The organism is Vallitalea longa, assembly GCF_027923465.1.
GTDB lineage: Bacteria > Bacillota > Clostridia > Lachnospirales > Vallitaleaceae > Vallitalea > Vallitalea longa.
This window is the reverse complement of sequence record NZ_BRLB01000001.1, coordinates 324,681-350,346: the sequence shown is the minus strand read 5'-3', so window position 1 is coordinate 350,346 and position 25,666 is coordinate 324,681. Positions and strand designations below refer to the sequence as shown.

At 30.3% G+C, this 25,666-nt stretch carries 25 protein-coding genes and 2 pseudogenes; 23 read left to right on the top strand and 4 right to left on the bottom strand.

Annotated features, from left to right (window positions below; translation table 11 throughout):
- Positions 1 to 16: 16 nt before the first annotated feature.
- Both QMG30_RS01425 and rlmD read left to right on the top strand, forming a co-directional pair.
- A complete protein-coding gene (locus QMG30_RS01425; RefSeq protein ID WP_281811479.1) occupies positions 17 to 349 on the top strand; it encodes a hypothetical protein in 333 nt (110 codons plus the stop codon).
- A gap of 146 nt (positions 350 to 495) precedes the next feature.
- Positions 496 to 1,845, top strand: coding sequence for a 23S rRNA (uracil(1939)-C(5))-methyltransferase RlmD (gene rlmD / locus QMG30_RS01420; protein ID WP_281811477.1), 1,350 nt, complete (start codon positions 496 to 498; stop codon positions 1,843 to 1,845).
- 83 nt (positions 1,846 to 1,928) lie between these two features.
- On the opposite strand, the gene QMG30_RS01415 is transcribed toward rlmD, so the two are convergent.
- From QMG30_RS01415 to QMG30_RS01410, 3 genes and pseudogenes are all read right to left on the bottom strand, one after another.
- Positions 1,929 to 2,699 carry a tyrosine-type recombinase/integrase gene (locus QMG30_RS01415; protein ID WP_353511674.1) on the bottom strand — a complete coding sequence of 257 codons (771 nt, stop codon included), beginning with the start codon at positions 2,697 to 2,699 and terminating at the stop codon, positions 1,929 to 1,931.
- A gap of 15 nt (positions 2,700 to 2,714) precedes the next feature.
- Positions 2,715 to 3,035 (bottom strand): annotated as a pseudogene (locus QMG30_RS25205) (N-terminal phage integrase SAM-like domain-containing protein); the annotation flags it as partial.
- 75 nt (positions 3,036 to 3,110) lie between these two features.
- The gene (locus QMG30_RS01410; RefSeq protein WP_281811475.1) at positions 3,111 to 3,293 is read right to left on the bottom strand and encodes a hypothetical protein; all 183 of its coding nucleotides are present in this window, start codon (positions 3,291 to 3,293) and stop codon (positions 3,111 to 3,113) included.
- Between the two features lie 102 nt (positions 3,294 to 3,395).
- On the opposite strand from QMG30_RS01410, the gene QMG30_RS01405 reads away from it, so the two are divergent.
- The 21 genes and pseudogenes from QMG30_RS01405 (at position 3,396) to QMG30_RS01310 (ending at position 24,087) form a co-directional block, all read left to right on the top strand.
- On the top strand, positions 3,396 to 3,659 hold the full coding sequence (locus tag QMG30_RS01405; protein WP_281811473.1) for a hypothetical protein: 264 nt from the start codon (positions 3,396 to 3,398) through the stop codon (positions 3,657 to 3,659).
- A 21-nt stretch (positions 3,660 to 3,680) separates the two neighbouring features.
- On the top strand, positions 3,681 to 4,505 hold the full coding sequence (locus QMG30_RS01400) for a hypothetical protein (RefSeq protein WP_281811471.1): 825 nt from the start codon (positions 3,681 to 3,683) through the stop codon (positions 4,503 to 4,505).
- A gap of 65 nt (positions 4,506 to 4,570) precedes the next feature.
- Positions 4,571 to 4,876 (top strand): phage holin family protein, encoded by a 306-nt coding sequence (locus QMG30_RS01395; protein WP_281811469.1) that lies wholly within the window; start codon positions 4,571 to 4,573, stop codon positions 4,874 to 4,876.
- A 290-nt stretch (positions 4,877 to 5,166) separates the two neighbouring features.
- Positions 5,167 to 6,012 carry an ORF6N domain-containing protein gene (locus tag QMG30_RS01390; RefSeq protein ID WP_281811467.1) on the top strand — a complete coding sequence of 282 codons (846 nt, stop codon included), beginning with the start codon at positions 5,167 to 5,169 and terminating at the stop codon, positions 6,010 to 6,012.
- 1 nt (position 6,013) lies between these two features.
- Positions 6,014 to 6,328, top strand: coding sequence for a hypothetical protein (locus tag QMG30_RS01385; protein WP_281811465.1), 315 nt, complete (start codon positions 6,014 to 6,016; stop codon positions 6,326 to 6,328).
- A 78-nt stretch (positions 6,329 to 6,406) separates the two neighbouring features.
- Positions 6,407 to 6,871 carry a DNA adenine methylase gene (locus QMG30_RS25030; protein ID WP_330680627.1) on the top strand — a complete coding sequence of 155 codons (465 nt, stop codon included), beginning with the start codon at positions 6,407 to 6,409 and terminating at the stop codon, positions 6,869 to 6,871.
- A 4-nt stretch (positions 6,872 to 6,875) separates the two neighbouring features.
- Positions 6,876 to 7,163 carry a DNA adenine methylase gene (locus QMG30_RS25025; protein ID WP_330680626.1) on the top strand — a complete coding sequence of 96 codons (288 nt, stop codon included), beginning with the start codon at positions 6,876 to 6,878 and terminating at the stop codon, positions 7,161 to 7,163.
- A gap of 164 nt (positions 7,164 to 7,327) precedes the next feature.
- Positions 7,328 to 7,825, top strand: coding sequence for a DUF2569 family protein (locus tag QMG30_RS01375; protein WP_281811463.1), 498 nt, complete (start codon positions 7,328 to 7,330; stop codon positions 7,823 to 7,825).
- Between the two features lie 111 nt (positions 7,826 to 7,936).
- Positions 7,937 to 8,185 (top strand): TIGR04076 family protein, encoded by a 249-nt coding sequence (locus QMG30_RS01370; RefSeq protein ID WP_281811461.1) that lies wholly within the window; start codon positions 7,937 to 7,939, stop codon positions 8,183 to 8,185.
- A gap of 131 nt (positions 8,186 to 8,316) precedes the next feature.
- The gene (locus QMG30_RS01365; RefSeq protein ID WP_281811459.1) at positions 8,317 to 8,454 is read left to right on the top strand and encodes a hypothetical protein; all 138 of its coding nucleotides are present in this window, start codon (positions 8,317 to 8,319) and stop codon (positions 8,452 to 8,454) included.
- A gap of 186 nt (positions 8,455 to 8,640) precedes the next feature.
- Positions 8,641 to 9,006: a hypothetical protein gene (locus tag QMG30_RS01360; RefSeq protein ID WP_281811457.1), complete on the top strand. Its 366-nt coding sequence runs from the start codon at positions 8,641 to 8,643 to the stop codon at positions 9,004 to 9,006.
- 709 nt (positions 9,007 to 9,715) lie between these two features.
- A complete protein-coding gene (locus QMG30_RS01355; protein WP_281811455.1) occupies positions 9,716 to 10,288 on the top strand; it encodes a TetR/AcrR family transcriptional regulator in 573 nt (190 codons plus the stop codon).
- A 151-nt stretch (positions 10,289 to 10,439) separates the two neighbouring features.
- Entirely contained in the window at positions 10,440 to 12,179 is a 1,740-nt protein-coding gene (locus QMG30_RS01350; protein ID WP_281811453.1) for an ABC transporter ATP-binding protein, read from the top strand.
- Complete coding sequence (locus QMG30_RS01345) at positions 12,172 to 13,881, top strand: ABC transporter ATP-binding protein (RefSeq protein ID WP_281811450.1); 1,710 nt, start codon at positions 12,172 to 12,174, stop codon at positions 13,879 to 13,881. The genes QMG30_RS01350 and QMG30_RS01345 overlap by 8 nt, the downstream gene beginning before the upstream one ends.
- 154 nt (positions 13,882 to 14,035) lie before the next feature.
- Complete coding sequence (locus QMG30_RS01340) at positions 14,036 to 14,176, top strand: hypothetical protein (protein WP_281811448.1); 141 nt, start codon at positions 14,036 to 14,038, stop codon at positions 14,174 to 14,176.
- Positions 14,177 to 14,371: 195 nt separating this feature from the next.
- A pseudogene (locus QMG30_RS25135) lies at positions 14,372 to 14,606 on the top strand (recombinase family protein); the annotation flags it as partial.
- 210 nt (positions 14,607 to 14,816) lie between these two features.
- On the top strand, positions 14,817 to 15,224 hold the full coding sequence (locus QMG30_RS01330) for a hypothetical protein (RefSeq protein ID WP_281811446.1): 408 nt from the start codon (positions 14,817 to 14,819) through the stop codon (positions 15,222 to 15,224).
- Positions 15,224 to 20,065: a DUF4132 domain-containing protein gene (locus tag QMG30_RS01325; protein WP_281811444.1), complete on the top strand. Its 4,842-nt coding sequence runs from the start codon at positions 15,224 to 15,226 to the stop codon at positions 20,063 to 20,065. Before QMG30_RS01330 ends, QMG30_RS01325 begins: the two co-directional genes overlap by 1 nt.
- Before the next feature lie 350 nt (positions 20,066 to 20,415).
- On the top strand, positions 20,416 to 20,802 hold the full coding sequence (locus tag QMG30_RS01320; protein ID WP_281811441.1) for a BlaI/MecI/CopY family transcriptional regulator: 387 nt from the start codon (positions 20,416 to 20,418) through the stop codon (positions 20,800 to 20,802).
- A 29-nt stretch (positions 20,803 to 20,831) separates the two neighbouring features.
- Positions 20,832 to 22,952 (top strand): M56 family metallopeptidase, encoded by a 2,121-nt coding sequence (locus QMG30_RS01315; protein WP_281811439.1) that lies wholly within the window; start codon positions 20,832 to 20,834, stop codon positions 22,950 to 22,952.
- Positions 22,953 to 23,457: 505 nt separating this feature from the next.
- Positions 23,458 to 24,087, top strand: a complete 630-nt coding sequence (locus QMG30_RS01310) for an ATP-binding protein (RefSeq protein WP_281811437.1) — start codon at positions 23,458 to 23,460, stop codon at positions 24,085 to 24,087.
- 350 nt (positions 24,088 to 24,437) lie between these two features.
- On the opposite strand, the gene QMG30_RS01305 is transcribed toward QMG30_RS01310, so the two are convergent.
- Positions 24,438 to 25,199: a carbohydrate-binding protein gene (locus QMG30_RS01305; RefSeq protein ID WP_281811435.1), complete on the bottom strand. Its 762-nt coding sequence runs from the start codon at positions 25,197 to 25,199 to the stop codon at positions 24,438 to 24,440.
- Positions 25,200 to 25,666 lie beyond the last annotated feature (467 nt).

Genomic DNA, 25,666 nt, shown 5'->3' with positions numbered 1-25,666 from the left:
AAGGGTTGGTGTAAGTATGATTGAGAAACTTAACAAAGAAGAGTTCCTTAATATCAAGCAAGTCAACGATTTGCTTAAGAAGTTCAAAGGTAATGATAATGAAGAGAAAGAACATAAAAGTAAGACATGGATTTGGGTGGTAATTGGAGTTGTTACTGTTGCCGCAGGAGCTTTTGCATTATACAAATTGCTAGCCCCAAATGAATTCGAAGATTTTGATGACGAAGAGGATTTCGAGGAATTTGAGGAATTCGAAGACGAAGATTTTGAAGATATGGATTACAAAGAAAATAATACTGATGACAATAATGATACAGCAGAAGAAGAACAAACACAATCTGAAGAATAGTTATAATAAGCATGAATTACAGCGGAGAAAGAAATTCTCCGCTATTTTTACATTATAGGAAAGTCATACTTTTTAAGCATATGAAATAAGAGCGTATGATAGATGTTTAATAATCTAAATAATTACAGTTATTAAGGAGACAATAGATGAAAAAAAAGGATATTATTGAAGGTGTTGTTGAGAAAGTTGAATTTCCTAATAAGGGAATTATTAACATAGATGAAGAAAAGGTTATTGTTAAGAATGTAATACCAGGACAGAAAGTAAAAGCTGTCGTTACTAAGAAGAGGAAGAATAAAATAGTAGCGAGGGCATTAGATATAGTAGAGAAATCACCTTTAGAAGAGGAGGCACCTTGTAAGGTGTTTGGAGAATGTGGAGGATGTCTATATCAATCTTTACCATATGAAGAACAGCTTAAATTGAAAGAGTCTCAGGTTCTAGAGTTATTGAATACGTTAGATACAGACTTTCAGTATGAAGGTATAACTAGAAGCCCTAATGTATTTCAGTATCGTAATAAAATGGAATATAGTTTCGGAGATGAATATAAAGATGGACCTCTGGCATTAGGGTTACATAGAAGAGCTTCATTATATGATATTGTGACTGCTGATGATTGTAAGATAGTAAGCGACGATTTCAATATAATTTTAAAAACTACTTTAGATTATTTTTCTGAGAGAGATATACCTTATTATTATAAGAGGACTCATGAAGGGTATCTCAGGTATCTGATAGTTAGGAAAGCAGTAAAAACTAATGAAATCCTTGTTAACCTAGTTACTTCATCTCAGATGGATATTGATCTTAGTGAGTGGATTGGTAAATTGGTTGAATGTAATCTGGATGGTGAGATTGTTTCTATAATGCATACTATCAATGATAATCTTGCTGATGCGGTTAAAGTGGATGAACTTAGGAATCTGTATGGAAGAGATTATTTTGTAGAGAAATTACTGGGACTCGAATTTCGTATTTCTTCATTTTCATTCTTTCAGACTAATTCTCTTGGAGCTGAGAAATTGTATTCGGTTGTAAGGGATTACGTAGGAGAGACTAAGGATAAGGTTATTTTTGATCTATATAGTGGTACTGGGACTATTACTCAGATGTTGGCACCTGTTGCTAAGAAAGCGGTGGGGGTTGAGATTGTTGAAGAGGCTGTCGAGGCGGCTAAGGAGAATGCTAAGTTAAATGGATTAAGTAACTGTGAGTTCATTGCTGGGGATGTTTTGAAAGTTATTGATGAACTTAAGGATAAACCAGATATTATTGTATTGGATCCACCAAGAGATGGAATTCATCCTAGGGCTCTTGAGAAGATTATTGACTTTGGTGTTAAGCAGATTGTTTATGTTAGTTGTAAGCCGACTTCGTTGGTTAGGGATTTGAAAGTGTTTTTGGAGAGAGGGTATGAGGTGGAGAGAGTTAGGTGTGTGGATATGTTTCCGCATACGGTGCACGTTGAAACAATTTGTAAATTGTACCGATAAATACAGGGTTTTCAGTTGCTATAGAAAAGAAAAATATTAAATTGCCACCTTACTGCCACCGTCAGTACTTAGTCGGTGGCAAATTATTTTATTGTGTTTTCAAATATTTCAACAGTTTCTTTTTTCATTTTATTAGTTACATGTGAATATGTGTCCATAGTAGTAGATAGTTTAGCATGTCCTAATATTTCTTGAATATCTTTAATATTTGCTCCAGCTTCTAGAAGCATAGTCGCATGTGTATGCCTTAATGAATGAAAATTAAAGTTGATACCTAATTCATAATTGACGACTCTACTAAGATATTTAATACTATCTGTAGTAATTAATTTACCATTTTCTTTTGTACAAACATAATTTGAATCAGTATAATATTTACCATATCTTAATTTGTTTTCTAGTTGCCATTTATGGTGCTTTTTTAATATATTGTTAAGGGTAGTACCAATTGTAATAGTTCTATAAGAAGTTTTAGTTTTAGGTGTACCTAATTCCCATATTCCTTTCCCTTTTCCAATAAGAGTTTTTAGGATTTTTATTGAATTATTTCTTAAGTCAATGCAATCCCATGTCAGAGCACAAACTTCTCCAGCACGCATACCAGTATTAAATCCTATTTGGATGGGAACATAAAATGTATTTCCATATGAAAATCTTTTAATTATGGTGTTAAAATCATGCATTGTAATAACTTTTAAATCATCTTTTCCTCGATCATGGTTTTGTGTTCTAGGTACTTTTACATAGTGCATTGGATTTATTTTAATGAATTGATAAGGGTATACAGCTGCTTTAAATGCTACTGAAAGAACACCATAAAAATTTACTATTGAGTTTTTGGAATAGCCAGATATATGTTTTTGGTTTATGAATTCCTGAAGTCTTGCAGGTGTTATTGTTTTTAACTTATATATACCTAAAGCAGGTTTTATATGATTATTTATTATTCTATTGTAATAGTCCTGTGTATTATACTTACAGTTAATCATTACATATTGTTTAAACCAATAATCAAAGTAATCTGAAATAGATATATCACTTTCATTTATAAGTGATCCACATCTTTCGTATTCATCAAGGGCTTTTCTTAGAGCTCTTTCAGCTTCTTTTTTTGTGAGCCCACCTACTTTTTCTATTTTTTTTCTTTTTCCATTGACTTTTCCAGCTTCAAAATAATAATACCATTTTTTACCTCTTTTCCTTACTCCACCTTACACAATAAGTTAACCTCCTCTACGTTTTAAACTAAACAGATAATAAGATAACTACTTATTATAAAATTCTAGTATACCTAGTGGTTCAAAATAAATAATATAATTATCTGTTTTATAATATAATCCATACTTTTCTTTATAACGATTGACGGCTTTTATTAAGAATTCTTCAGTTACATTAAAATATTCAGCTATTTCATATTGATTAGAACAACCATATTTATAAGCCGACATAAAGTCTTCTATGTTTATAAGTTTTTCATAAGCCCAATTTCTAGCACGTTTTTCCTGTTTAACATTTTCAATCTTATTTTGATCAAGTATAGAGGGTGTAATATGCCAGATGCAGTAAGTCAAAAAGAATTCTATGAAACAATGCAAAGAGTAACTAAAGAGATTAGTGATGTAACTATAGAAATGGCAGAAACAAAGACCTTGATAAGAGACTATAATGGACTTAGACAGACTATAAATGATGTAGGAGACAGGGTACAAAAATTAGAGAATAGCAGGAATAACAAAAAAGAATATAGGCAATATATTGGATGGCTAGTAGGTATCATAAGTACCCTATTAGCCATTAGTGCTTATATACAATAATAATAAAGGAAGGGTGAGTTCATGAAAGACAAAATAGTGGAGATTTATAACAAGCACATTAAAGAAAAACCTTACTTAAAAAATGATAACGTATTATTGTTTATTGAAGGTTTAGGAAACTACAAAGGCAAAGCTATAAAAGATATTACATTACATCCAAAAGGCAGGATGGGAGCTATATTTGCTATAATAACTAAAGATGGAGAGTTATTTTATACAACTAGTGCTAGTACCTTACCAGATATTCCTATGGGAGAAGGAAAGTATAATGATGATACACCAACACCAACATTAGAATTAGGTGTATATAATGTATATTCCAAACTACATAAAGGTAAATATGCTATGGAACTTGGATTAGGAAATGAAAGTGTGCCAGTTATTAGAAGATCAGGTTATCCTGGTAGTACTGGAATTGATATTCATTCAAGACCTATTGATGATTATAAAAATGCTGCTTGTTTTGCTGGCTGTTTAACAATATCTAAAAGTCAATTCACTAGAATGTTAGAAATATTAGGTGTTACAAATAAAGGTAAATTCATAGGTGGAGGGCATTATATAGGAAAAGTAATTATAGACAGAAGTTACATAACAGAAGATTTACAAAAGCTTTATAAAGAGATATATGGTTCTTCTTATTCGTCTGTATTTAACACCATAGAACTAATAATAAATCAAGAAAATATATCATCTTGGGCTAAAGAATCATGGAAACATTGTAAAAAAGAAGGTATTAATGATGGTATAGGACCTAAAAATAATGTGACAGAAGAGCAGTTAATGGTGTTTCTAAGTAGAATGGAGAATTATATAGTTAAAAAGTATGGATTAAAACAAGTGTAAAGACTTGTTTAGTTAAGATAAAAGGATTCAGGATTATATAATAAATTTAAAGGAGAGATATTAACATGGATTGGAATTCAATAATTAGTTTTATAAGACCAGAGTTATTTGTATTAATTATATTTTTATACTGTTTAGGGTTATTTCTAAAGAAAATACCAGCATTTACTGCAGAGTGGCTTATACCTATTATTCTTTTAGGTGTAAGCTTATTTATTACCATTATTTATATGGGTGTAGTGATAGAGGGTAAGTTTACACCAGTAGTAATTGTAACTGCTGTAATACAATCGGTCATTATTGCTGCTATAGCTGTATTTGGTAATGAGATAATAAAACAGTTAACTCAAAAGAGGAAGATGGATAACTAGTATTTATTTAGCCTACTTACTATAGAAAATATAAGTGGCTAAATTTTGTTAAAAATTACAATGACTATTTTTATAAAAAATGTTTAGTTAAGTGCAAAAAAATGATGTAAATATATGTAAATTGGAAATATGCTTAAATACTCATTTGGTAAATTATTGTCAATGTTTAGTGCGTAGGTAATATGCACAAAAATTATTTAGTCCTTATAATTATTAAAGATTCATATGTTATACTAAATTTAAGGATATCCGAACAATTAATATGTGCAAATTAGAAAGGGTTGATATAGATGAATGAACTAAAATTAGTTGGAAAAACAGAAGTATGTGGAATAGAAATTCCTCATATTGAGGGTGGTTTTGGAAAAGGGAAAAAGTGTATGTTAGCAATGGTTATTGCAAAATTACATAATAAATCTCAGAATAAGGTAAATGAACGAATTAACGAGAATATAAAAAGATTTAAAATAGGGATAGATATTATAGATTTGAAAGATAGTAATTTCGCTATCCGTCTGAGGGATAGCGGATTATTTACACAAAATGCACTTAATGCAATGAAATATTTATGGTTATTATCCGAAAGAGGATATGCTAAGTTAATAAAGATATTTGAAGATGATTTATCTTGGGAAAAGTACGATCAGATATTGGATGAATATTTTGAATTCAGAAATGAGCATATAGAAATTAAATCAGAAAGTCTAAGCACAGTAAATGAAGCAGCTGAAATATTAACAAATGTAATAGACGAAGCAAATTTATCACCAGGAATAAAAGCATTGACTCTTAAAACACTATATAAAGAAAAAGCTAATCTATTATTGCCTATAGAAATTAAATCAGAGAAACAATACTTTGATACAACTCAAATAGCCAAAAGATTAGGGGTAATGTCTAAGAGTGGTAAACCTGCAACAACAGCAATATCACAATTAATTAAGCAGCTTGATATATCAGAAGATGAAAAAGAAGCATTCTTTGAAGGTAAAGGAAAGTGGCAGGGGACAGTTTATAAATATGCTGATTCGGTTATTAAAAAGGTAGAGAATTGGCTTAAAGAAAATAATTATCCGGCACTAATAAGAGGCAATAGTCAAAACTATCATGTGCAATATGCATTGGAGGTAGCTTAATATGTGGACTGATATAAATAACGATTATAAACAGATATTTGAAAGCAAACTTGAAAAGTGGCAACCTATACAGAATGATATAGATATGATTGTAGAAGATATGAAGGAATTGATTAACTCTACCATTGATGATTGTGGAGACATTGAAATGGCAGAAGAACAAAAACAAGAATTAAAAAAGTTACAGATAAATACCTTTGAGAAGAAACAAGAACTTGCAAAGGATTATATTAAAGAAATATTTTATTGCACACCTATAAATGTTTTATTGAATGGTGATAAAGTTAGTTACATATATAAACAATTAATAAATTAAATATCAATTATATATAGGCTTACTTCCTAGAGTGGAAGTAAGTTTTTTATTTAACTAGAAATAGACAGGAGTGATACAATGAGAAGTTTTATGAGTTGGATGGGTGGTAAAAATAGCCTAAAAAAAGAAATAGTAAAAAGATTTCCTGCAACAGAGTTTAATAGGTATATAGAAGTTTTTGGGGGCGCTGGATGGGTATTATTCTATTCTGAAAGACATGCAGAAACAGAGATATATAATGACTATAATAGTGACCTTGTAAATTTATTTAAGTGTGTAAAATACCATTGTCCAGAGGTAGAAAGGGAATTAAAATTCTTTCTTAATTCAAGAGAATTATTTAACGAATTTAAGGATAGTTATAATACTGTAGGTATGACCGATATACAAAGAGCAGCACGTTTCTTTATGGTTATTAAGACAAGCTATGGTGCTAGATTAAATAGTTATGGATGCGTTAAGAAAGATGTATCTACAATGGTTAAATACCTTGAAAAAGTACAGGAAAGACTATCTAAGGTAGTTATAGAGAATAGAGCTTGAAGATTTGATACGAACATATAATAAACCTAAGTCATTTTACTATCTTGATCCACCTTATTATGGTACTGAAAAATACTATCAGGTACAATTTACAGAAGAGGACCATATAAGGCTTAGAAAATCTTTAGAGAAGGTTAAGGGTAAGTTTTTATTGCCTTATAATGATTGTGAGTATATAAAAGAGTTATATAAGGATTATAGTATTAAAGAAGTTAAAAGACCTCATAATTTACATAGTAAGTTTAAGGATAAAGAACAGGAATATAAAGAATTAATAGTAACTAACTATTAGTTCAAAGATAGATTTACTATTAACTAAAATAAGCTTTAGTACGGTGTAGGACTTACTTTCTTAATTGAAGGTAGGTCTTTTTTTGTTGAATAATAATAAATTATCTGATATTATTATTACAAATATTAGTAAGCAATGCAAGAATAAAGTCAAGGAGGATAAAAATGAGTCAAGCAAATGAAATACTTATAGACGAACAATGCCCCAATGATGGACCCCAAGGTATTGGTGGGTGGTTGGTACTGATTGTAATAGGTTATATATTTTCACTACTTTCAACCGCTTTAATGATTTTTAAAATATACAACTTATATATTGATGGTACAGTTGCGGTATTAACTGAAAAAAAAGGTGATTATTATAATCCAGAGTTATATTTGTTAATAAATTACGAAATGGTGATAAATGTACTGATTTTCCTATTTATAGTGATAATCTTGATTTTTCTTTTTAGAAAGAAAAGGTTGTATCCTAAATTAGCCATATCGCTAATTATTGGAAGTAACATAGTTGTGGGATTAGATCATCTATTTTGTAACATGATTGGATTAGAAACCACAGGCGTTGAACTTGCTCAGTATGTAGGCAGGTTAATGACGGGGGTACTGTGGATAGTTTATTTTGTTAAGTCAAAACGAGTAAAGTATACTTTTTTAAACTAATCTACCATCATTAAGGATGGATTAATTATCTATACAAAAGTTATAATTAGGTTAGTGTAATTCTAATTATAATGACTATTTTATGTTTACAGCAAGAAAGAGGGAGCTATAATGAAAGTTAAATTAACTATCTTAGAAAGTAAGTGTAGAGGTAATTATCATAAAAAAGGAGATACTTATATTGTTGAGGATATATGTCCTCCTATATGTCATGAATTATGGCAATGTATATATCCTAATGTCTATACATTGTTGAATAATGGTGATTTGGATTATGGAACAATTAGAGCAAAGAAATTCAAATGTAGGTGTCCAGATAGTGGAAGGGTATTAATTAAGGGGGAAGTGATTGGCGATTAATCATGACCTATAAGGCTTTGTAATGACATCTATTTGCCTAAAGAGTAAGTAATATTACTATTTTCTTGCTAACTAGGCTAAAGTATTATTTAGTACATTATTTAGAGAAAATAGATGAGGAGAGAGTAGAAGTGAATGATAAAGATATTTTTGAAAAGACAAAAGCTGATTTACTACACTTAACAGTAAAAGCAGGTCTATCAACTATACCTCTAGCTGGAGGAGCGCTAGCAGAAATATTTGAAGCTGTTTTTGCAAGTCCTATATAAAAAAGAAAAGAGCAATGGCTTATTGAAATATCAGAAAAATTACTAGAGTTAGAAAGTAAGATTGATGAATTTAAAGTAACTTCATTATCAGACAATGAATTATTTATAACTTATTTTACAAATGCTTCTCAAGCAGTCATACGAAATCATCAACAAGAAAAGCTTGATGCACTTAGGAACTCAACATTGAGAGTAGCTATAAAAAAAGATATTGATGATGATATTACAATGATTTATTTTAGAATGATAGAGGAATTAACGCCTTGTCATATTAGGGTATTAAACTTATTACATAATCCTATTATTTGGTATGAAAATAAAGGTGAAAAAGTACCGTCCATGGGTTCAATCTCACAATTAGTAAAAAGAGCTTTTCCTGAATTGCGTGGAGATGACCAATTTATAAAAAAAGTTATACATGATTTATATAATGAGGGATTTATTAATACAGAATCAATAATGGTTATGATGAGTGGTGATGGAATGGTAACTTCAAGGACAACTGAACTAGGTAAAGGATTTATAGAATTTGTTTCAAAGGTTGAATTTTAGTAGAAGTTTATACTTAGCAACAATAAAAGACATAACTAAAGCACTGATTAGTACATATTAAGGTGGCAAATAAAATATTGCCACCTTTTTGCCACCAACAGATAGATTATAGTAAATTATAATAAAATACAATATAGTTTAATTAAACTAATAGTTTCCTTTAAAAGTGCTGATTTTAAAGCGAGATAAGATATTATAAAATATAATAAGATATATTTAAATAAATAAATGAAACAAACGGTGCATGTGGAGTGTGTAGTAAGAATATGTTGTCGCAACCCTTGATATTACTAGTGTTTCAGCAGTTTTGTGATTTTTATTCTTTTACTAAAAACAGCGAAAATTACGTCGAAAAAGACCTAAAAAGGAGTATGGAAATAAGATTTGCTATATGACCTCGTATGTGTAAACACGTTAGAGAATAGTAAGTTTTTTGTTTACAAAAAAAGAAAATGGGTAGTAAAAAATACTGAATTCGAATGAGTGAATTCAGTATTTTTTAGTGGCTATTTCAGTTCAATTTTGCATAAGTGTCCGTACACGTACTGTGCTTGCTACAAAAGAATGATTTATAAATCAAGCGTCAAGCGGGTATTCATTTTTATTTATATTATGAATGCTCTTGTTTTTCCACATCCATCTTGACAAATATTGAATTATGATTTATTATTAAATATAAATTCGGTATTAAAGTGAAAAGAGGTATACTATGGCACAAGTATTAAAAGAAGAAGTCAGAAATAGAATACTCGATGCAGCCGAGAAAGTATTTTATAAAAAAGATTATAGAAGTGCTAAGCTAACAGAAATTGCAAAAGAAGCAGGAATACCTGTGGCACTTATTTATACTTACTTCAAGAATAAAGAAGTATTGTTTGATGCAGTAATTAGTTCTGTATATTTAAACTTTGAGTCAGCTTTTGATGAAGAAGAATCTTTAGAGAATGGTTTGCCATCTGAGAGGTTTGTTGAGGTAGGAGAGAGCTACATACACGAACTATTAAAAGAGCGTAAGAAGTTAATTATTTTAATGGATAAAAGCTCAGGAACAAAGCATACAGAAGCGAAACAGAAACTTATAGCACAAATGCAGGTGCATATTGAAGTAGGTCTAAAGAGGCAGTCAAAAAAAGAATATGATCCAATGCTTTCTCATATTTTAGCCAGCAATTTTACAGAGGGGCTTCTTGAAATAGCAAGGCATTATCAGAATGAGGAGTGGGCTAAAGAAATGTTGAAGCTTATAGCTAAATGTTATTATAAAGGAGTGGAATCCCTATAATTAAATGTTCCATAAGGTTCGATGCTAATGAATGTAATTTTATAGATACCTAAGTCCAATAAATAGACTTTGCGTAATCGCAAAGTCTTACTTTAAACTTAAATAACGAATTAAAATTCAATATTATTCAATTTTGAAAGGAGCGATGTTCGTGCTTGAAAAAGAATTACGAAAAAAAGTGGTTGGAAAAAATGTATTATCCAATGCACTGCTTGCATTAAAGATAGTATTTGATTTAATACCACAAGTGTTGCTTGTTTATTTGGTTAGTTCTTTAATTACAGAAAATATAGATGTAGAAAAAACAAAATATGTTTTTCTTGGTATATTTGTATCCTTTGTATTAAAAGGAATGTTCTATTATTTTGCAACAAAAGTTGCTCATGAAAAAGCATATGAGAAATTAACTGAGCTTAGACTGGATATTATAAATCATTTGAAAAAACTAAGTTTGGGATTTTTCAAGGAACACAATACTGGAGAGCTTACAAATATTGTGCAGCATGATGTGGAGCAGGTTGAAGTTTACCTTGCTCATGGTCTGCCTGAAATAATGTCGGTTACAATTCTCCCGGTTATTATTCTAATCGCAATGTTTTTTGTGGACTTTCGTCTTGCAATCGGAATGATTGCTGGAGTGCCACTAATGTATTTGGTGAAAGCTCTTTCACAAAAATCAATGAATAAAAACTTTGCTGTTTATTTTAACCATGAGAATCAGATGCGTGAGGAATTGATGGAATATGTTAAGAATATTTCGGTCATAAAGGCTTTTGCAAAGGAGGAAGAGATAAGCGAAAGAACACTTAAAACCGCAAGAGAATATATCTACTGGGTTAAAAAGAGTATGGGAGCAATCACAATCCCTATGGGACTTATTGACATATTCATGGAAATTGGGGTGGTTGTTGTAATGATTTTAGGAAGTATATTTCTTTATCGTGGAGATATTACAACACCTAAATTTATACTTGCAATCATTTTATCTTCAGCGTTTACAGCATCAATAAGCAAGACTGCTACTTTACAACATTTTTCTATCGTTTTTAAAGAAGCACTAAAGGCAATAGGAAAAGTTTTAACTGTTTCACTTCCGAATAAAAAAACAGAGCAAGGGTTGGAGTTTGGAAATATAGACTTTAAAAATGTAAATTTTGCATACGGAAAAGATAGCTTTCAGCTAAAAAATATAAATCTTGTTTTTAAGAAAAATAGCTTGAATGCTTTTGTTGGAGCAAGTGGTTGTGGAAAGAGTACAGTGTCTAATTTGTTAATGGGATTTTGGGATGCTGATAGTGGTCATATAGAGATAAATGGGAAAGATATAAAAAATTACAGTCAAGAAAATATTTCAGAACTAATTGGTAGTGTGCAACAGGAAGTTATTCTGTTTGATTTAAGTATCTTTGAAAATATAGCTATTGGAAAGGTAGGAGCAACAAAAGAAGAAGTAATAGAAGCTGCAAAAAAGGCAAGATGCCATGATTTTATTGCGGCTCTACCAAAAGGATACGAAACACGAGTGGGAGAAATGGGCGTTAAGTTATCAGGTGGAGAAAAGCAAAGAATTTCTATTGCAAGAATGATACTGAAAAATGCACCTATTTTGATATTAGATGAAGCAATGGCTGCGGTTGATAGCGAAAATGAAAGGTTGATCGGCGAAGCGATTGATGATTTAAGCAAGGATAAGACTGTTATTACAATTGCTCATCATTTAAACACGATAAGAGATTCTGACCAAATTATTGTTATGGATAAGGGGCTTGTTCTTGATGCAGGCAATCACGAGGAGCTAATGCAAAGATGTGATTTTTACAAGGATATGGTTGAAGCACAGAACAAGGTTGATAGATGGAATTTGAAAGAGGTAGTAATAGAAGATGTTTAGAGAAATGTTAAAACTACTCACAAAAACTGGCAAGAGGGATTTGATTATATCAAGTGTATTTTTTGCTCTTTATGGATTAAGTTCCATAGCCATGATTGTTATCGTGTTTTCTATACTTTTTCAAATATTTGATGGAACAAGTATAGAGAGTCTATATGAATATTTTATTGCGATCGCACTGTTGGTTGTATTCAAGGGAATTTGCAATATGGTAGCAGATATGAAGAAACATAGTGCAGGTTTTGATATTGTGCAGCAAATCAGAGAACGTATGATTATAAAACTGAAAAAATTCAGTTTAGGGTTTTATACCAATGAAAGACTGGGAGAAATCAATACAATTTTGCATAATGATGTCGATAATATGTCTTTAGTTGTAGGGCATATGTGGTCAAGAATGTTTGGAGATTTCCTAATAGGAGTAGTGGTATTTATCGGACTTGCAAGTCTTAATTTTAAGTTGGCTTTGATAATGGCTGTGTCTGTTCCGATTGCACTTGTATTTCTATATATGACTATCAAGCAGTCTAAAAATATAGAAAATCAAAACAACTTAGCACTCCTTGATATGGTTAGTCTTTTTGTTGAGTATGTAAGAGGAATCCCTGTATTAAAAAGTTTTTCAAATAATAAAAGCTTAGATAATGAACTGATGAATAAAACAAAAAAGTTTGGAGAAACAAGCAAAGCTTCTTCAAGATTTAAGGCAAAGCAGCTATCCATATTTGGCTTTTTACTTGATCTTGGCTATTTGGTTCTTTTGGTTTCAGGAGTTGTATTAGTTATAAAAGGAAACCTCGATGTGTTTCACTTTATTATTTTCGCAGTTATATCAAAGGAATTTTACAAGCCATTTGCTTCTATGGAACAACACTATATGTATTATATTTCAGCAGTAGATAGTTATGAAAGACTTTCAAGAATTTTGTATGCAGATGTTATACCTGAAAGAAGCGACGGAATTATTCCAAAAGACAATGATATAGCATTTAACAAAATAGATTTTTCATACGAAAAAGATGAGTTCAAAATGAAAAATTTAAGTTTTTCCATTGATGGAAATACAATGACAGCTCTTGTTGGGGAATCTGGCTCAGGTAAAACTACCATCACAAACTTGCTTCTTAGATTTTATGATGTAAAAAATGGAAGTATTACCATCGGTGGGATTGATGTAAAAGATATTCCTTACGATGACCTTTTAGATCGTATCAGCATTGTGATGCAAAATGTTCAGTTATTTGATAATACTATTGAAGAAAATATCAGAGTAGGAAAAAAAGGAGCAACAAGAGAAGAAATAATTGAAGCTGCTAAGAAAGCAAGAATACATGATTTTATTATGACATTGCCAAAGGCTTACGAAACAGATATTGGGGAAAACGGAGGAATATTATCCGGAGGGCAAAGGCAAAGAATTTCTATTGCAAGAGCATTCCTGAAAGACGCACCGATTTTAATTCTTGATGAAATGACAAGTAATGTTGACCCTGTTAATGAATCTTTAATACAAAATGCTATTACAGAGCTTGCTAAAAATCGAACAGTGCTTGTAGTAGCCCATCACTTAAAGACCATTCAAAAAGCAGACCAGATACTTGTATTTCAAAAAGGAAAACTTCTTGAAAAAGGAAAGCACAAGGAACTTTTGGAAACAGAAGGGTACTATACAAAATTGTGGAAAGCACAGTATGAGGTGTAGTTATGATTTTGTTAAAAAGATGTTTCATAGGAATGGGAAGATGGGAGGAAAGAGCTAAAAAACATAAACCTTGAAATCCAAAAAGGAGAATTTGTTCCTAAATAATCTCAATTTTAGTATGGAATGTGGACGAGCTATTAGGTTATTGGTTTAAATGGATTTAATAGCAAATTTGATTAGTATATATGCTGGTGTTTTAGATTTGGATAATCTACCTAATCCAGAGCCAGTGAATGAAAAACATAGAGAAGAAAGAGATGTAACTGAGAGTTGGCATAGCAAAAACATGGATTGAGAAATGCACTTAAAAGTAGTATAATAATCTTGAGATTGTCCAAACCATAGTGGAAAATAATGAATATATAGAGAATAAATATTCAGGGTAATGCTATGTCAAAAGAAAAAGTTAAAGTTTACATTTATACGTCGTATTCAGAAGGCAAGAGAAGGTAAATGGAACAAAGGATTTGCTCCGTATGGCTATCAGCTTGTTGATGATAAGCGTTATAAGTGAAGAAAACAAGATTTAGACGATAGGCTTTATCGGTATGTACGATAAGATCGAGTAATTAGAATCACAGTGTATTGATGCAAAGGTAAAGAAAGAAACCATTGAAGCTAAAAAGCTCACTGGAGATAATATATATAAGGTATTGATTTATTTTGATAAACTCTATAAGGTAGCAAGTCGAAACAATAGTAGGAATATTAAAAAAACAATAGTAATATTCACGAAGTTGACGTTAAAAACCAAGGTTTTATGCTTCGATGTGGATATTGTTTAAAAAAGAACCCAGGTCTAATCGTTAGATTCTGGGTTCTAGAGATTTAATAGTATCACAAAATCGTTTATACTAATAGATTTTAAAGCAGTAAAAGAAGTAGATAATGTAATAGATATCATAAGTGTTTGATGAATAAAGGAGAAAATGAATATGAAAGTATTTGTAGTTATAAAGGCGATAGGGAAAACTCGTGGATTTAATAAGCTTGAGGTTGAGGTAGAAGATAAAGATATAGAGAATGTACCTGCATTAATTAGTTTTTTTGTTAATCGAGAGATCGAAAGATATGAGGCTAATGAGTTCAAGGTTTTGTCGCAGGAAGATATTAATCAAATGGTAGACAGCGGTAAAGTATCGTTCGGGTTCAAGTACCGGGAACATGATAGAGTTGATCGTAATGAAGCAGTAGCAATTGCATTGCAAGCTTTTGTAGATGAGCTATTTGTGATGTTTATTAATGATGAACAGGTAGAGAGATTGGAAGACAAGTTGATAATAAATGATGGGGATGAGATAAGTTTTGTTAGGCTGACAATGCTAAGTGGGAGGTATTTTTAATGTATCAGAGTTATAGTGATTATAGTAAAGAGATGTTTGCTCAATTGATAAAAGAAGCATCACGAATCTCAAAACAACTACGTTACGATATTCAGATAATGGATATTACTCATCTCCATAACGTTGAAGAATGGGTTATTGAGCGTAATGTAGAGTTGGTTGCGAATTATCCTAGAAACAAGGAAGAAGTATATGATAATTCAGTAATAAAGTTTTATTATGAACTTATGGATAAGAAGCATAAAAAAATATTTGATAGATTCATTGAAATGCTGGAAGACCGAGTTATGTTTTATAAATATGGAAATGTGAGGAGTTATAAATCAAGCAACTACTATGTTGAGATTAAGGGAATCTGCAGTTTTGCATTGTCATGCGTCTATTTACAAAGACTCAACTTTGATGTTGTGGAATATTTAAGTGGTAAGCAATATTTTGAAGAAGGAGCAAGAATTGATTTTATTGAGGCAGCATATTATGGGGCTGCAATAAATGAAGATGATAAGATTTTAGATGCGTTATCAAAGATGATTTATGACAATGAAGGTCTGATTCGTTTTTCAGATAATATTATTAGAGGGATGTTGTTATCTGATAGTGATAAGGCCCATGATATGGTAATGGATGTTCTATCAAGTGCAACAAGATCAGAGGGGCTACGACAGTCGATAGTTGAAGCTATTGACTTTTCAAAGCTGAGTGTTTATAAACGTTTTTTAAGACATATTCATGACCAAAACCTCATTCGTTTTTCATCAGTTAAAAGAGCTTTTATGTGTTATACAGGTATTGAGGGTATGGTTGATGATAAAAAAGCAAAAATTCTTGAACAAGGTATATATAGCTGCCTAGTAGATAACCAATTAGAGATGTATCTTCAATCGGATTCAACACTTGATCTGTATATCGGTTTGTATGCAATAGCGACTGAAAGACTTGAAAGTGCTCTTGAATACATAGATAAAAATTTTCTTGACGCTAAGAATTACAAGAAGGCAGTAATGATGCTGTTCATTCGTAAGTGTAATATGAAAATCCATTTTGAATATATTGTTAACTTGCTTGAAAATATTGATGATAATAAAATTCTAGGAATTATCTTGACAACGGTCGGTGATCAGATTATTTTTGATTCTGATGAGCAAAAAAGAGAGTTTATCATTAAATTATCAGAACGACTAGATATGATGAAGAAAAATGTGGGAAGCTATGGAATACTTGATGAAGAAGCAAAACAATCAGTGCAGCTCGATGATACTATTAATTATATGATTGGTCTTTGCGATGAAATTCATGATTGTTACGAGTACGCTTATAAGCACCTGAATAGAATTAGTTACATCCGTAAAATTGATGACATGAAACATCCTTTTGTACGACGTGAAGTTATTAAACTAATCGGATCAAACACAGAGAATCATCGAAGATTTGCTTTTAATAAAATCACAGAGGAAAATATTACACTAACACCAGAAGAATATAAGCTGTTAGCTGATTTTATGAAAAGTAAACGAAGTGATACAAGAAAATATGTAGCAACTTTGTTTCAAAAAGCAGATACAGAGATAGTTATAAACTGTAGTTTGGAATTGGTACGTGATAAGAATTACCAAAAAAGAAGTGGCGGGTTAAGTATTTTGGTAGAAAACAAAGAACGGATTTTAAAACATGAGAAATATAATTTAGTCGAGGAAGCAATCGAGGAACTTGATTTTGATGTAGAATTTGCTGAAGAAGTCTCAATTCTAAAAGGTAAGCAAGTTCAACTTAAGGAAGTTAGAGCAATATATGATGAAAATTACGAACCAACTTTGAAGAAAATTACATATGATAAAAAATTAATTAAAAAATACCTTGAACCAGACGAGAAGAATATGCTGAAATTCATTAAAGGTGTAGTAGCAATATATGATTCAGTTATTGGTAAAGAGGTTGAAGTTAAACAATACAATGGAAGTATTGAAATTGAAAAGTTCGGATATGGTTACTTTAATAGTTTTAGATTAAATAGACCGTATGGCAGTAAAGGGGATATTAGTTATGTAGACTACTTTTTCTATGAAGAATTACTTCAGCTAGATACCATAGTTCAATGCGAAGAAATTGAGTTGTTTAAGTTTTATCTAGGATTGCTGTATAGAAATGTAATGGGTGACGAGTATTCGGTGAAGATGAATAAAGATATGTTTGAGAAATTAACAGCTAAGAAATATTATCCAAAACTTAAGGTGATAAAAAAATATTTAAATAACTTAGATCCAAAAAAGAGAGAATACTATTTGACTAGTTGTATTAGTACTTTGAATATGTTGAGTTATTACAAAAAAGATAATGGAACATTTGTCGAGACTGATTATTCTTTCTTTTTCTTAAATGCATATGCATATATGACAGTACTTGATGAAAAAGTACTATTCAATAGAAAGAATGGTACAGGGTTTGAAAAAAGTTTAATAGACTATACCCTAAATGAAAATAACTTTAGAGAACGAGGGGAATTGGTCTTTCAGTTAATGATGCATTCTGATAAGAATAATCGAGAAAATTATTTGACTTTTGGTTATGAGTATCTATTTAAGTTTGTTGAATTGGGTTATCTTCAGTCTGACTATATATTCAAGGAGTTTTTTGATTTCAAGGAATTTGGAGATTACTTCAAAACAACAAACTCCATAAGAATTATTAATCATGTAAATGATAAAGCACGAAGGAAAAAGGCTAGTGAGTTAGAACTTGAAATCTATAATAAAAGTATTAGTTCTATGCTTGAAATAGAGTTGGAACGTACAGAAAAGGATACATTGTATTCAGGTTCCATTAATGCAGCTAAATCATTTTATGGAATAGAAGTATACTTAAAGGCAATTTACAAAATGGGTAAAATGCCATTTCTTCGAGGCTACTCATGGGTAGAAGGTGGTAAGAAGAACACATTTTCTCATATTATTTATTACTGTGAACCCCTTGAAAGTGATACTCAAGAGTTATTTAATCGTCTAGTTAAGGAATATAAAATTAGTGATAAAAAACTTTTAGAAGCAGGTATGTATAACTTGAAGTTTATTGACTATATTACAAATTATTTAGGAATAAAAGGTATGAAGAAGGCTGCTTATTATTTTAAAGCACATATGAAAGATCGTTTTGATGAAGAAGATCAAAAAATGATAAGACGCTATACGGATCTTGATTTTGATGATCTTAATCGTGGTCAAATGGATATTAAGTGGTTTAAAGAAAGTTATATGGAACTCGGTGAAAAGAATTTTTCCTTGCTTTATGATTGTTCAAAGTATATTACTTCTGGAGGAAATCATAAAAGAGCACAATATTTTGCTGATGCAGTTCTAGGTAGACTTGATGAGGAAGAAGTTCTTGAAAGAATAAATGATAAACGAAATCAGGATATGGTTCTAGCATATGGTCTTTTACCACTAAAGGACAAGAATAAGGATACAGTTAGACGATATAAAAGACTGCAGGCATTTATTAAAGAAAGTAAGCAGTTTGGAGCCCAAAGAAAGGCAAGTGAGCTTTCAAAAGCGAATATTGCTATTCAGAACCTTTCAAGAATTTTTGGTTATGGCGATGTAAATAGATTTATCTGGGCTATGGAAATAGAAATGGCTTCAGAAATGAGTGAGTTTTTTGACCCTAGAGAGATAGAAGAGATAAAAGTATGGATTGATGTTACTAAGCCAGAGAATCCAAATATAGCTGTAGAAAAAAATGGTAAGATGCTAAAAAAAGTACCAGCGAAATATAATAAGAATGAATATGTTAAAAAACTTAAGTTAGTTAAAAAGGAACTTAAAGAGCAGTATAGCAGAACAAAAAAATCTTTTGAAACTGCAATGATTGATGAAGTTAGATTTAGATATGATGAACTGATAAAACTTAAGAAACATCCAATTATTAGTCATGTAATAGATAAGGTATTATGGAGTTGTGGCAAATCATGTGGATTCCTAAGTGACTTAGAATGTGATAAGTTGATGACACTTGATGGTGAGATTGAGTTATCTGGAGATGATGAATTAATTATAACCCATCCTGTTACATTACTTGAAGATAAAACTTGGCCAGACTGGCAAAACTTTATTATGGAACAAGAGATTCAACAGTCTTTTAAACAGGTGTTTAGAGAAGTTTATGTGATGACAGACGAAGAGAAAATAAATGATGGTTTTACAAATAGGTTTGCTGGATATCAGGTGGAGCCAAAACAGACTTATGGTTTGCTCAAGTCTCGAGATTGGGTTATTAATGATTATGATGGATTCGAGAAAATCAACCATATCCATGATCTGCGTATTGACTTATACTGTTATGCAGATTGGTATACACCGGCACGTATTGAGAGTCCAACTTTAGAGAAAGTATTTTTTGTGGATAATAAAACGGGCAAGACGAAGGATATGAATGAGCTTTCTAATGTGATTTTTTCAGAGGTTATGCGTGATTTGGATCTTGTTGTAAGTGTGGCATATGTTGGTGGAGTTGATGTTATGATGAACCACTCTACTATAGAAATGAGAACACGAATTTTAGAATATAATTTAAGTCTATTCAAAGTGACGAATTATAGAATTGAGAAACATCATATAGTTGTTCAAGGAACGTATGGAAATTATTCAATTCATTTAGGGTCAGGAATAATTTCCATGGAAGGAAAAGGAATGCTTCCGGTATTTCCAGTGCATTCACAACAACGTGGTCACATATTTTTACCGTTTGTAGATGAAGATCCAAAAACTGCTGAGATAATAAGTAAAGTTTTAATGCTGGCAAAAGATGATAAGATTAAGGACCCTAGTGTATTGATACACTTGAGAGGATAGTTTAGTTCTAAGGGAAGGTCAAAAATTGTGCACTGTGTATAGATACATAGAAGGAAGTACACATTGTAAATATCAACATGATAATGAATAAAAGTTTCCAACATGAAAATGCATAATTCTTACATTTTTATGTTGGAATTTTTCTACATATTTACAGTAAGTAATTCTATAACATATAGAAAATATTGGTCTAATGACCTTTGAAATATAATATAAGTAATGGAAAATAATAATTATTGGATGGCTAAAAATTAAGAATAAAAGTTATCAACGATTACTTGACAAAATATATTTACAGGTGTATATTAATAGTGTATTTACATATGTAAATCAAAAAGGAGGTATTATTAATGTGTATTCCAAATATATCTGATGCTGAATTAGAGGTAATGAAGCTTATATGGGATGATAATCCAATTACATCAGAGACAATCATTAAAGAACTATCAGAGAAGATGACTTGGAGTTCAGGAACGATTAGAACCTTTATCAATCGCTTGTTAAAAAAAGAAGTAATAGGATACAAACGAAGTGGACGCACTTTTTTTTATTACCCTATACTTACAAAGGAAACTTATATAAAAGCTGAGAACAGAACATTCTTGCAACGTATGTATAATGGCGCTGTTGATCGTCTGTTTTATCATTTCATTGAAGATGAGAATTTGACAGAAGAAGAGCTTGATAAATTACAGCAATTACTTATAGAGAGAAAAGAAAAAAATGATAGAGAATAGTTTATTCCTATATTAAAGGAGCAAATGCTATGAAAATTTTAATGGATGTATTTATAACTATATTGCTGACATCTTTAATAGCTAGCTTTACTGCTGGTATAGTATTATGCATTAAATATCTTTTTGGTAAAAAACTTAGTATTAAATTCAATCAGATATTATGGATTATTGTACTTGTTAGATTCATAATACCTATCATGCCAGAAAGTACTTTTAGTATATATAACTATTTTCCTAAAACAAATGCTATTTATAATACAAACTTCATTCAATCAGAAATTGAAACGGAAATAGAAGATGATAATAATAATATAGAATATCAGCAACAAGAAAATCATGATGATGACATGAAGCTATATTCACAATCAATATATAACCAACAGCACGCTGAAAATATCTCCGATATAAAAAAAGAAAATAGTAGACATTTAGTTTTAAATGTATTATCAATAATTTGGATTATAGGTTGTAGCAGTATAATAATCATGGCAATAAGTATTTATTATAAGATGAATATGAAAATCAGGTCATCTAGTACAACTATAAGACAGGATAAACTTGTTAATGGTTGCAAACAGATGATAGGTATAAAAAAAGAGGTAAAAGTATGCATTGGAGATTTTAATTATCCCTTTATCACAGGGGTGATTAAGCCTAAAATATGTTTGCCAAGAACTATTGATGAAAGCATAAATGAAGAACAGCTAAAACATATTATATTACATGAACTTGTACATTATAAACGAAAAGATTTGATCTTGAATGTTTTATGGATTATTGCAACTTCAATTCATTGGTTCAATCCATTTATGTGGATAATCAATAGAAAAGTAAAACTAGATACTGAATTAGCTTGTGATAATTATCTTTTGAATTTTTTAGGGGAAAATTCAGCAATATCTTATGGTATGACTATCATAAATATTTCACGTCTATTTTTAGTGAAGCAAAATTTTCTAGGGCATTCATGTGCTTTTGCAACCAAGAAAAATGTAAAAAGGAGAATAGAAATGATAAAAGAATTTAAATATGGTAATAAGACTACGGTTTTAACTATAATAAGCGGTATATTAGTTGCTGCACTCTTATTAACTAATCCTATTCATGCTAAGCAAAATCATGAACAGGTTGATAGTGAGAAATATAAAGAAAAAAAAGAATTTATTGTTTATGAAGAATATAAGAGTTATATTAATCTAGAAAAACTAATTAACGATGTAGATTTTGAATTCCAGGTTCCTGATTATATGCCATACGATTATGATTGGTCAGTAACATTATTTTCATTGCAAGATCCCTCTCGGGTTCTGTTAACATTTGTAAAAGAACCTGAAATAAGACCCAGTCTTATAAGATTATACATAGCTAAAGAGGATATTAGTTCAGAGTTTAATGTATTAAGTAGAGAGCAGATGCAAATTGGAGAAGTAAAAGGTGAAAAAATTGAGATTAAAGATATACCTGATGATTTAACATATACAAATACTTATTTTGCATTTAATCACGAAGATGCTTATTATATGTTAGTTTTATCAAGAGGAAGAGATTCTATAACTATAGAAGAAGCAGAACAAATAATATCATCATTGAAAAAGCCGAGTGATGTCAAAAATATAGATTATACAGCAATGCACTATAAAAACAGTGAAAATATTTACGATATAGAAGATTTATGGAAAGCAAGGTCAGTATTTGGATATAATTACAAGCTATCGGAAGATGTTCCAAGTAAAAAGTTATGTGATGGGTGTTTTACTAAGGATTTCATTAAGTTTCATTATTTATATGGAGTAGATTTTACGCAATCTAAAAATGCTCCACAAGAATATAAAGATTATTTGGTAAATGGATATATTAAAGATAACGAGAGAGTAAATCATAAAACACACTGGTTAGAAATTGATGGAAAAAAAGTGCTTAATATAGAAGAGACACATAGTGGAGATTTTGTAACCTATAGAACAAACTATTATTATTGGCAAGAAGGTGATATCTATTATACAGTTTATATTAGGAAGGAAACTGAAACAGAAAAAGCACTTCATGAAGATATAATAAGAAATTTCATGAAAGCCAAAACAGTAGATGAATTATATCTCAATGAGAGTTATATAGAAAAAACAGTTCTAAGGGCTAAGAACTTAGAGTAAATAAATGTTTTGTTTTTTGGATCAAAAAGATTATCAATAAAATAAAATTTTAAAAACAGCTGAAAATCAGCTGTTTTTTGTGTGCGACTAGCAGGATAATCTATATGGTGAAAGTCCAGAACACCGAAGATGGTACTTTAATTCCATTATTCAGTAATCTAATTTGAGAAATAAGATGTTTAATACAGAAATTACAGTGCGTATTGATATCAAAATAGGTGCTGAATTGATATGTTAACCAGTACTGAACTAAGGTAGGTGTGAGTTATACAGAGGATTGTGGGTTTAAGGATAAGAAATTCATAACTAAAACTGATAATAGGCATATAATAAGCGGTGAAGCAATTCTCTTATTTGGTAAAAATCCACAACATCACTTTCCAAGGGCAAGAGTAAGATTTATTAAGTATTAAGGTTTTATTGAAAAAACAGGTACTAGAATGAATGTTATTAAACACAATATTTGAAGGGATAATATTGGAAATGTTACAAAAATCATTAGACTTTGTTAAAGGAATTTACCAAACTAGGTAATGATGGTAAGTTCTATACAAAATCTGAATACCCAGAATTCGTGTGGAAGGAAATTATAGTAAATGTAGTTTGTCATCGTGATTACAGTATTAAAGGAACTGATATACAAATAAAAATGTTTGATGATATACTAGTAGTAGAAAGCCCTGGAACATTACCCGGATTGGTAAGGCTAGACAATATGAGGAATATTCATTTTTCAAGAAATCCAAAGATAGCAGGCTTTTTAAAAGACCATACCTATGTAAAAGAATTTGGTGAAGGTGTAGACAGGATGTTTATTGAAATGGAAGCAATTGGATTGACAGCACCTAAATATGAAAAAGTTGCTTTTATGACAAGAGTTACTGTTAAAAATAGTGCTGAAACTTATGAGCCGATAAATGAGCCGATAAATGAGCTGATAAATTTATCAAACACAGAGCAAACAATAATGAATGCAATTACAAGAAATCCAAAGATAAGCAAGCCTAAAATAAGTAAAGTATATAGTATTTCTGAAGCAACAGTAAAAAGAACTATTGATTCTTTAAAGAAAAGAGGATTAATTAATCGGATAGGTTCAAACAAAGGTGGATATTGGAAAATAGTAAAGAAATGAATACGAACTGCTAATTGAAATAGAATTATATTAATCAATAAACAAATGGTGATAAAATAATGAATGAGACATACTATTCTGCTGTAAAATTGGCTATAGTATCTTTTGCTACAAGTAGAAGGAAAGAGAATGAACTTTGAGATTGAATGCCGAACTGAGAGTCATTGCAGTGAAGATTTTTTGCAAGTATATAGGCGGAGAAAATAGAAGTACAGGGATGTTCTAATCGTAGACATTAATTCTGTACATAGCTAAGGGACTCTATGATAGTATAGAGTCTCTTGCTTTTTGCATTTAGATAATTGGGAAGATAGTGGATATAATCCCAAAGATATTATATATTAGGTTTATTATCTGAAACCTAGAAAATAATTAGAACCACCATTATTATCCCAATATGTAATTCCATTTACTTCGTAATATACAGCGAATTGTACATTTTTTGGAGTAGTCTTTGTTTCATAGTCATAATACCAATATTCTATATTACTGTTTCCTTGAGAAGAATGATATTCAGCATCAATATCTGTATAAGTCTGCCAATTATCTTCAGTAATTCTAACTCTAACGTTTTTTTCTGATGATAAATTCTTTAATGCAATATATCCATTAATTGATTCGATTCTATCATATGTTTGATTAGCATTATATTGGTTATTTAGATTTAATATTGAATCTTTAGCAAGAAGGACATCTCTTGTTACAGTATAATTATTCCCATTATTATTATCCCAATAAATTTGACCATTGGATTCACATTTTATAGCAAAAATACAAGGAGCATAATAATAACAAGGTGTCTCGAAATGCCAGATTTCGTAACCATCTGAAGTTGTCTTAACGTATTTTGCAGATACATCTTTCCAATTGTTTTGATTATAGTTATAACAATAATGAACAGTAACTTTTTTATTAGGGTCTAGATTTTTAACTGCAATATTACCTTCATAATGACCTGTTGAACCGTCAGCTGAAAAGATACAGTATCTTGCATGACATAATTGGACTGGTTCTTCTGAGGCTTGTACGTTGGTAGCGCCTGTAATTAAAACCATAGTAGCAGTTATGATAAAACATATCATAAAACATAATGAATTTCTGAATAATTTCATATAATACCTCCTATAAAAATAATTTGACCAAAAAGTATTATAATTTATAATAAATAGAATGTCAATACATATAATGTATAAAAATTAAATTAATATAATTAATTATAACAATATAGAAAACATAGTAACTTAATTAAAATTAGTAATATATACTATGTTTATATTTGTACAATCAATAATAAAGAGGGAGTAGATGAAATATTGTACTAAAACATATTTATATAGAAATGAAACTTGTAAGATTTCTGGTTAGAATTATTTTGAATATATTTATTATTATACATAATTGTTTGCTTTTGTATTGGAAATTAATTCTGATTAAGTACTTCTATTTGATGAGTGATATCCGAAGAAAGAAGGAGTTAATTACACTATCAATCATGAAAAATGTTTATAAATCTATAAGAGCTATAGATTATATTTTTCACCTGAAGTAAATATGATAAAATAAACTTGAGGACATACCT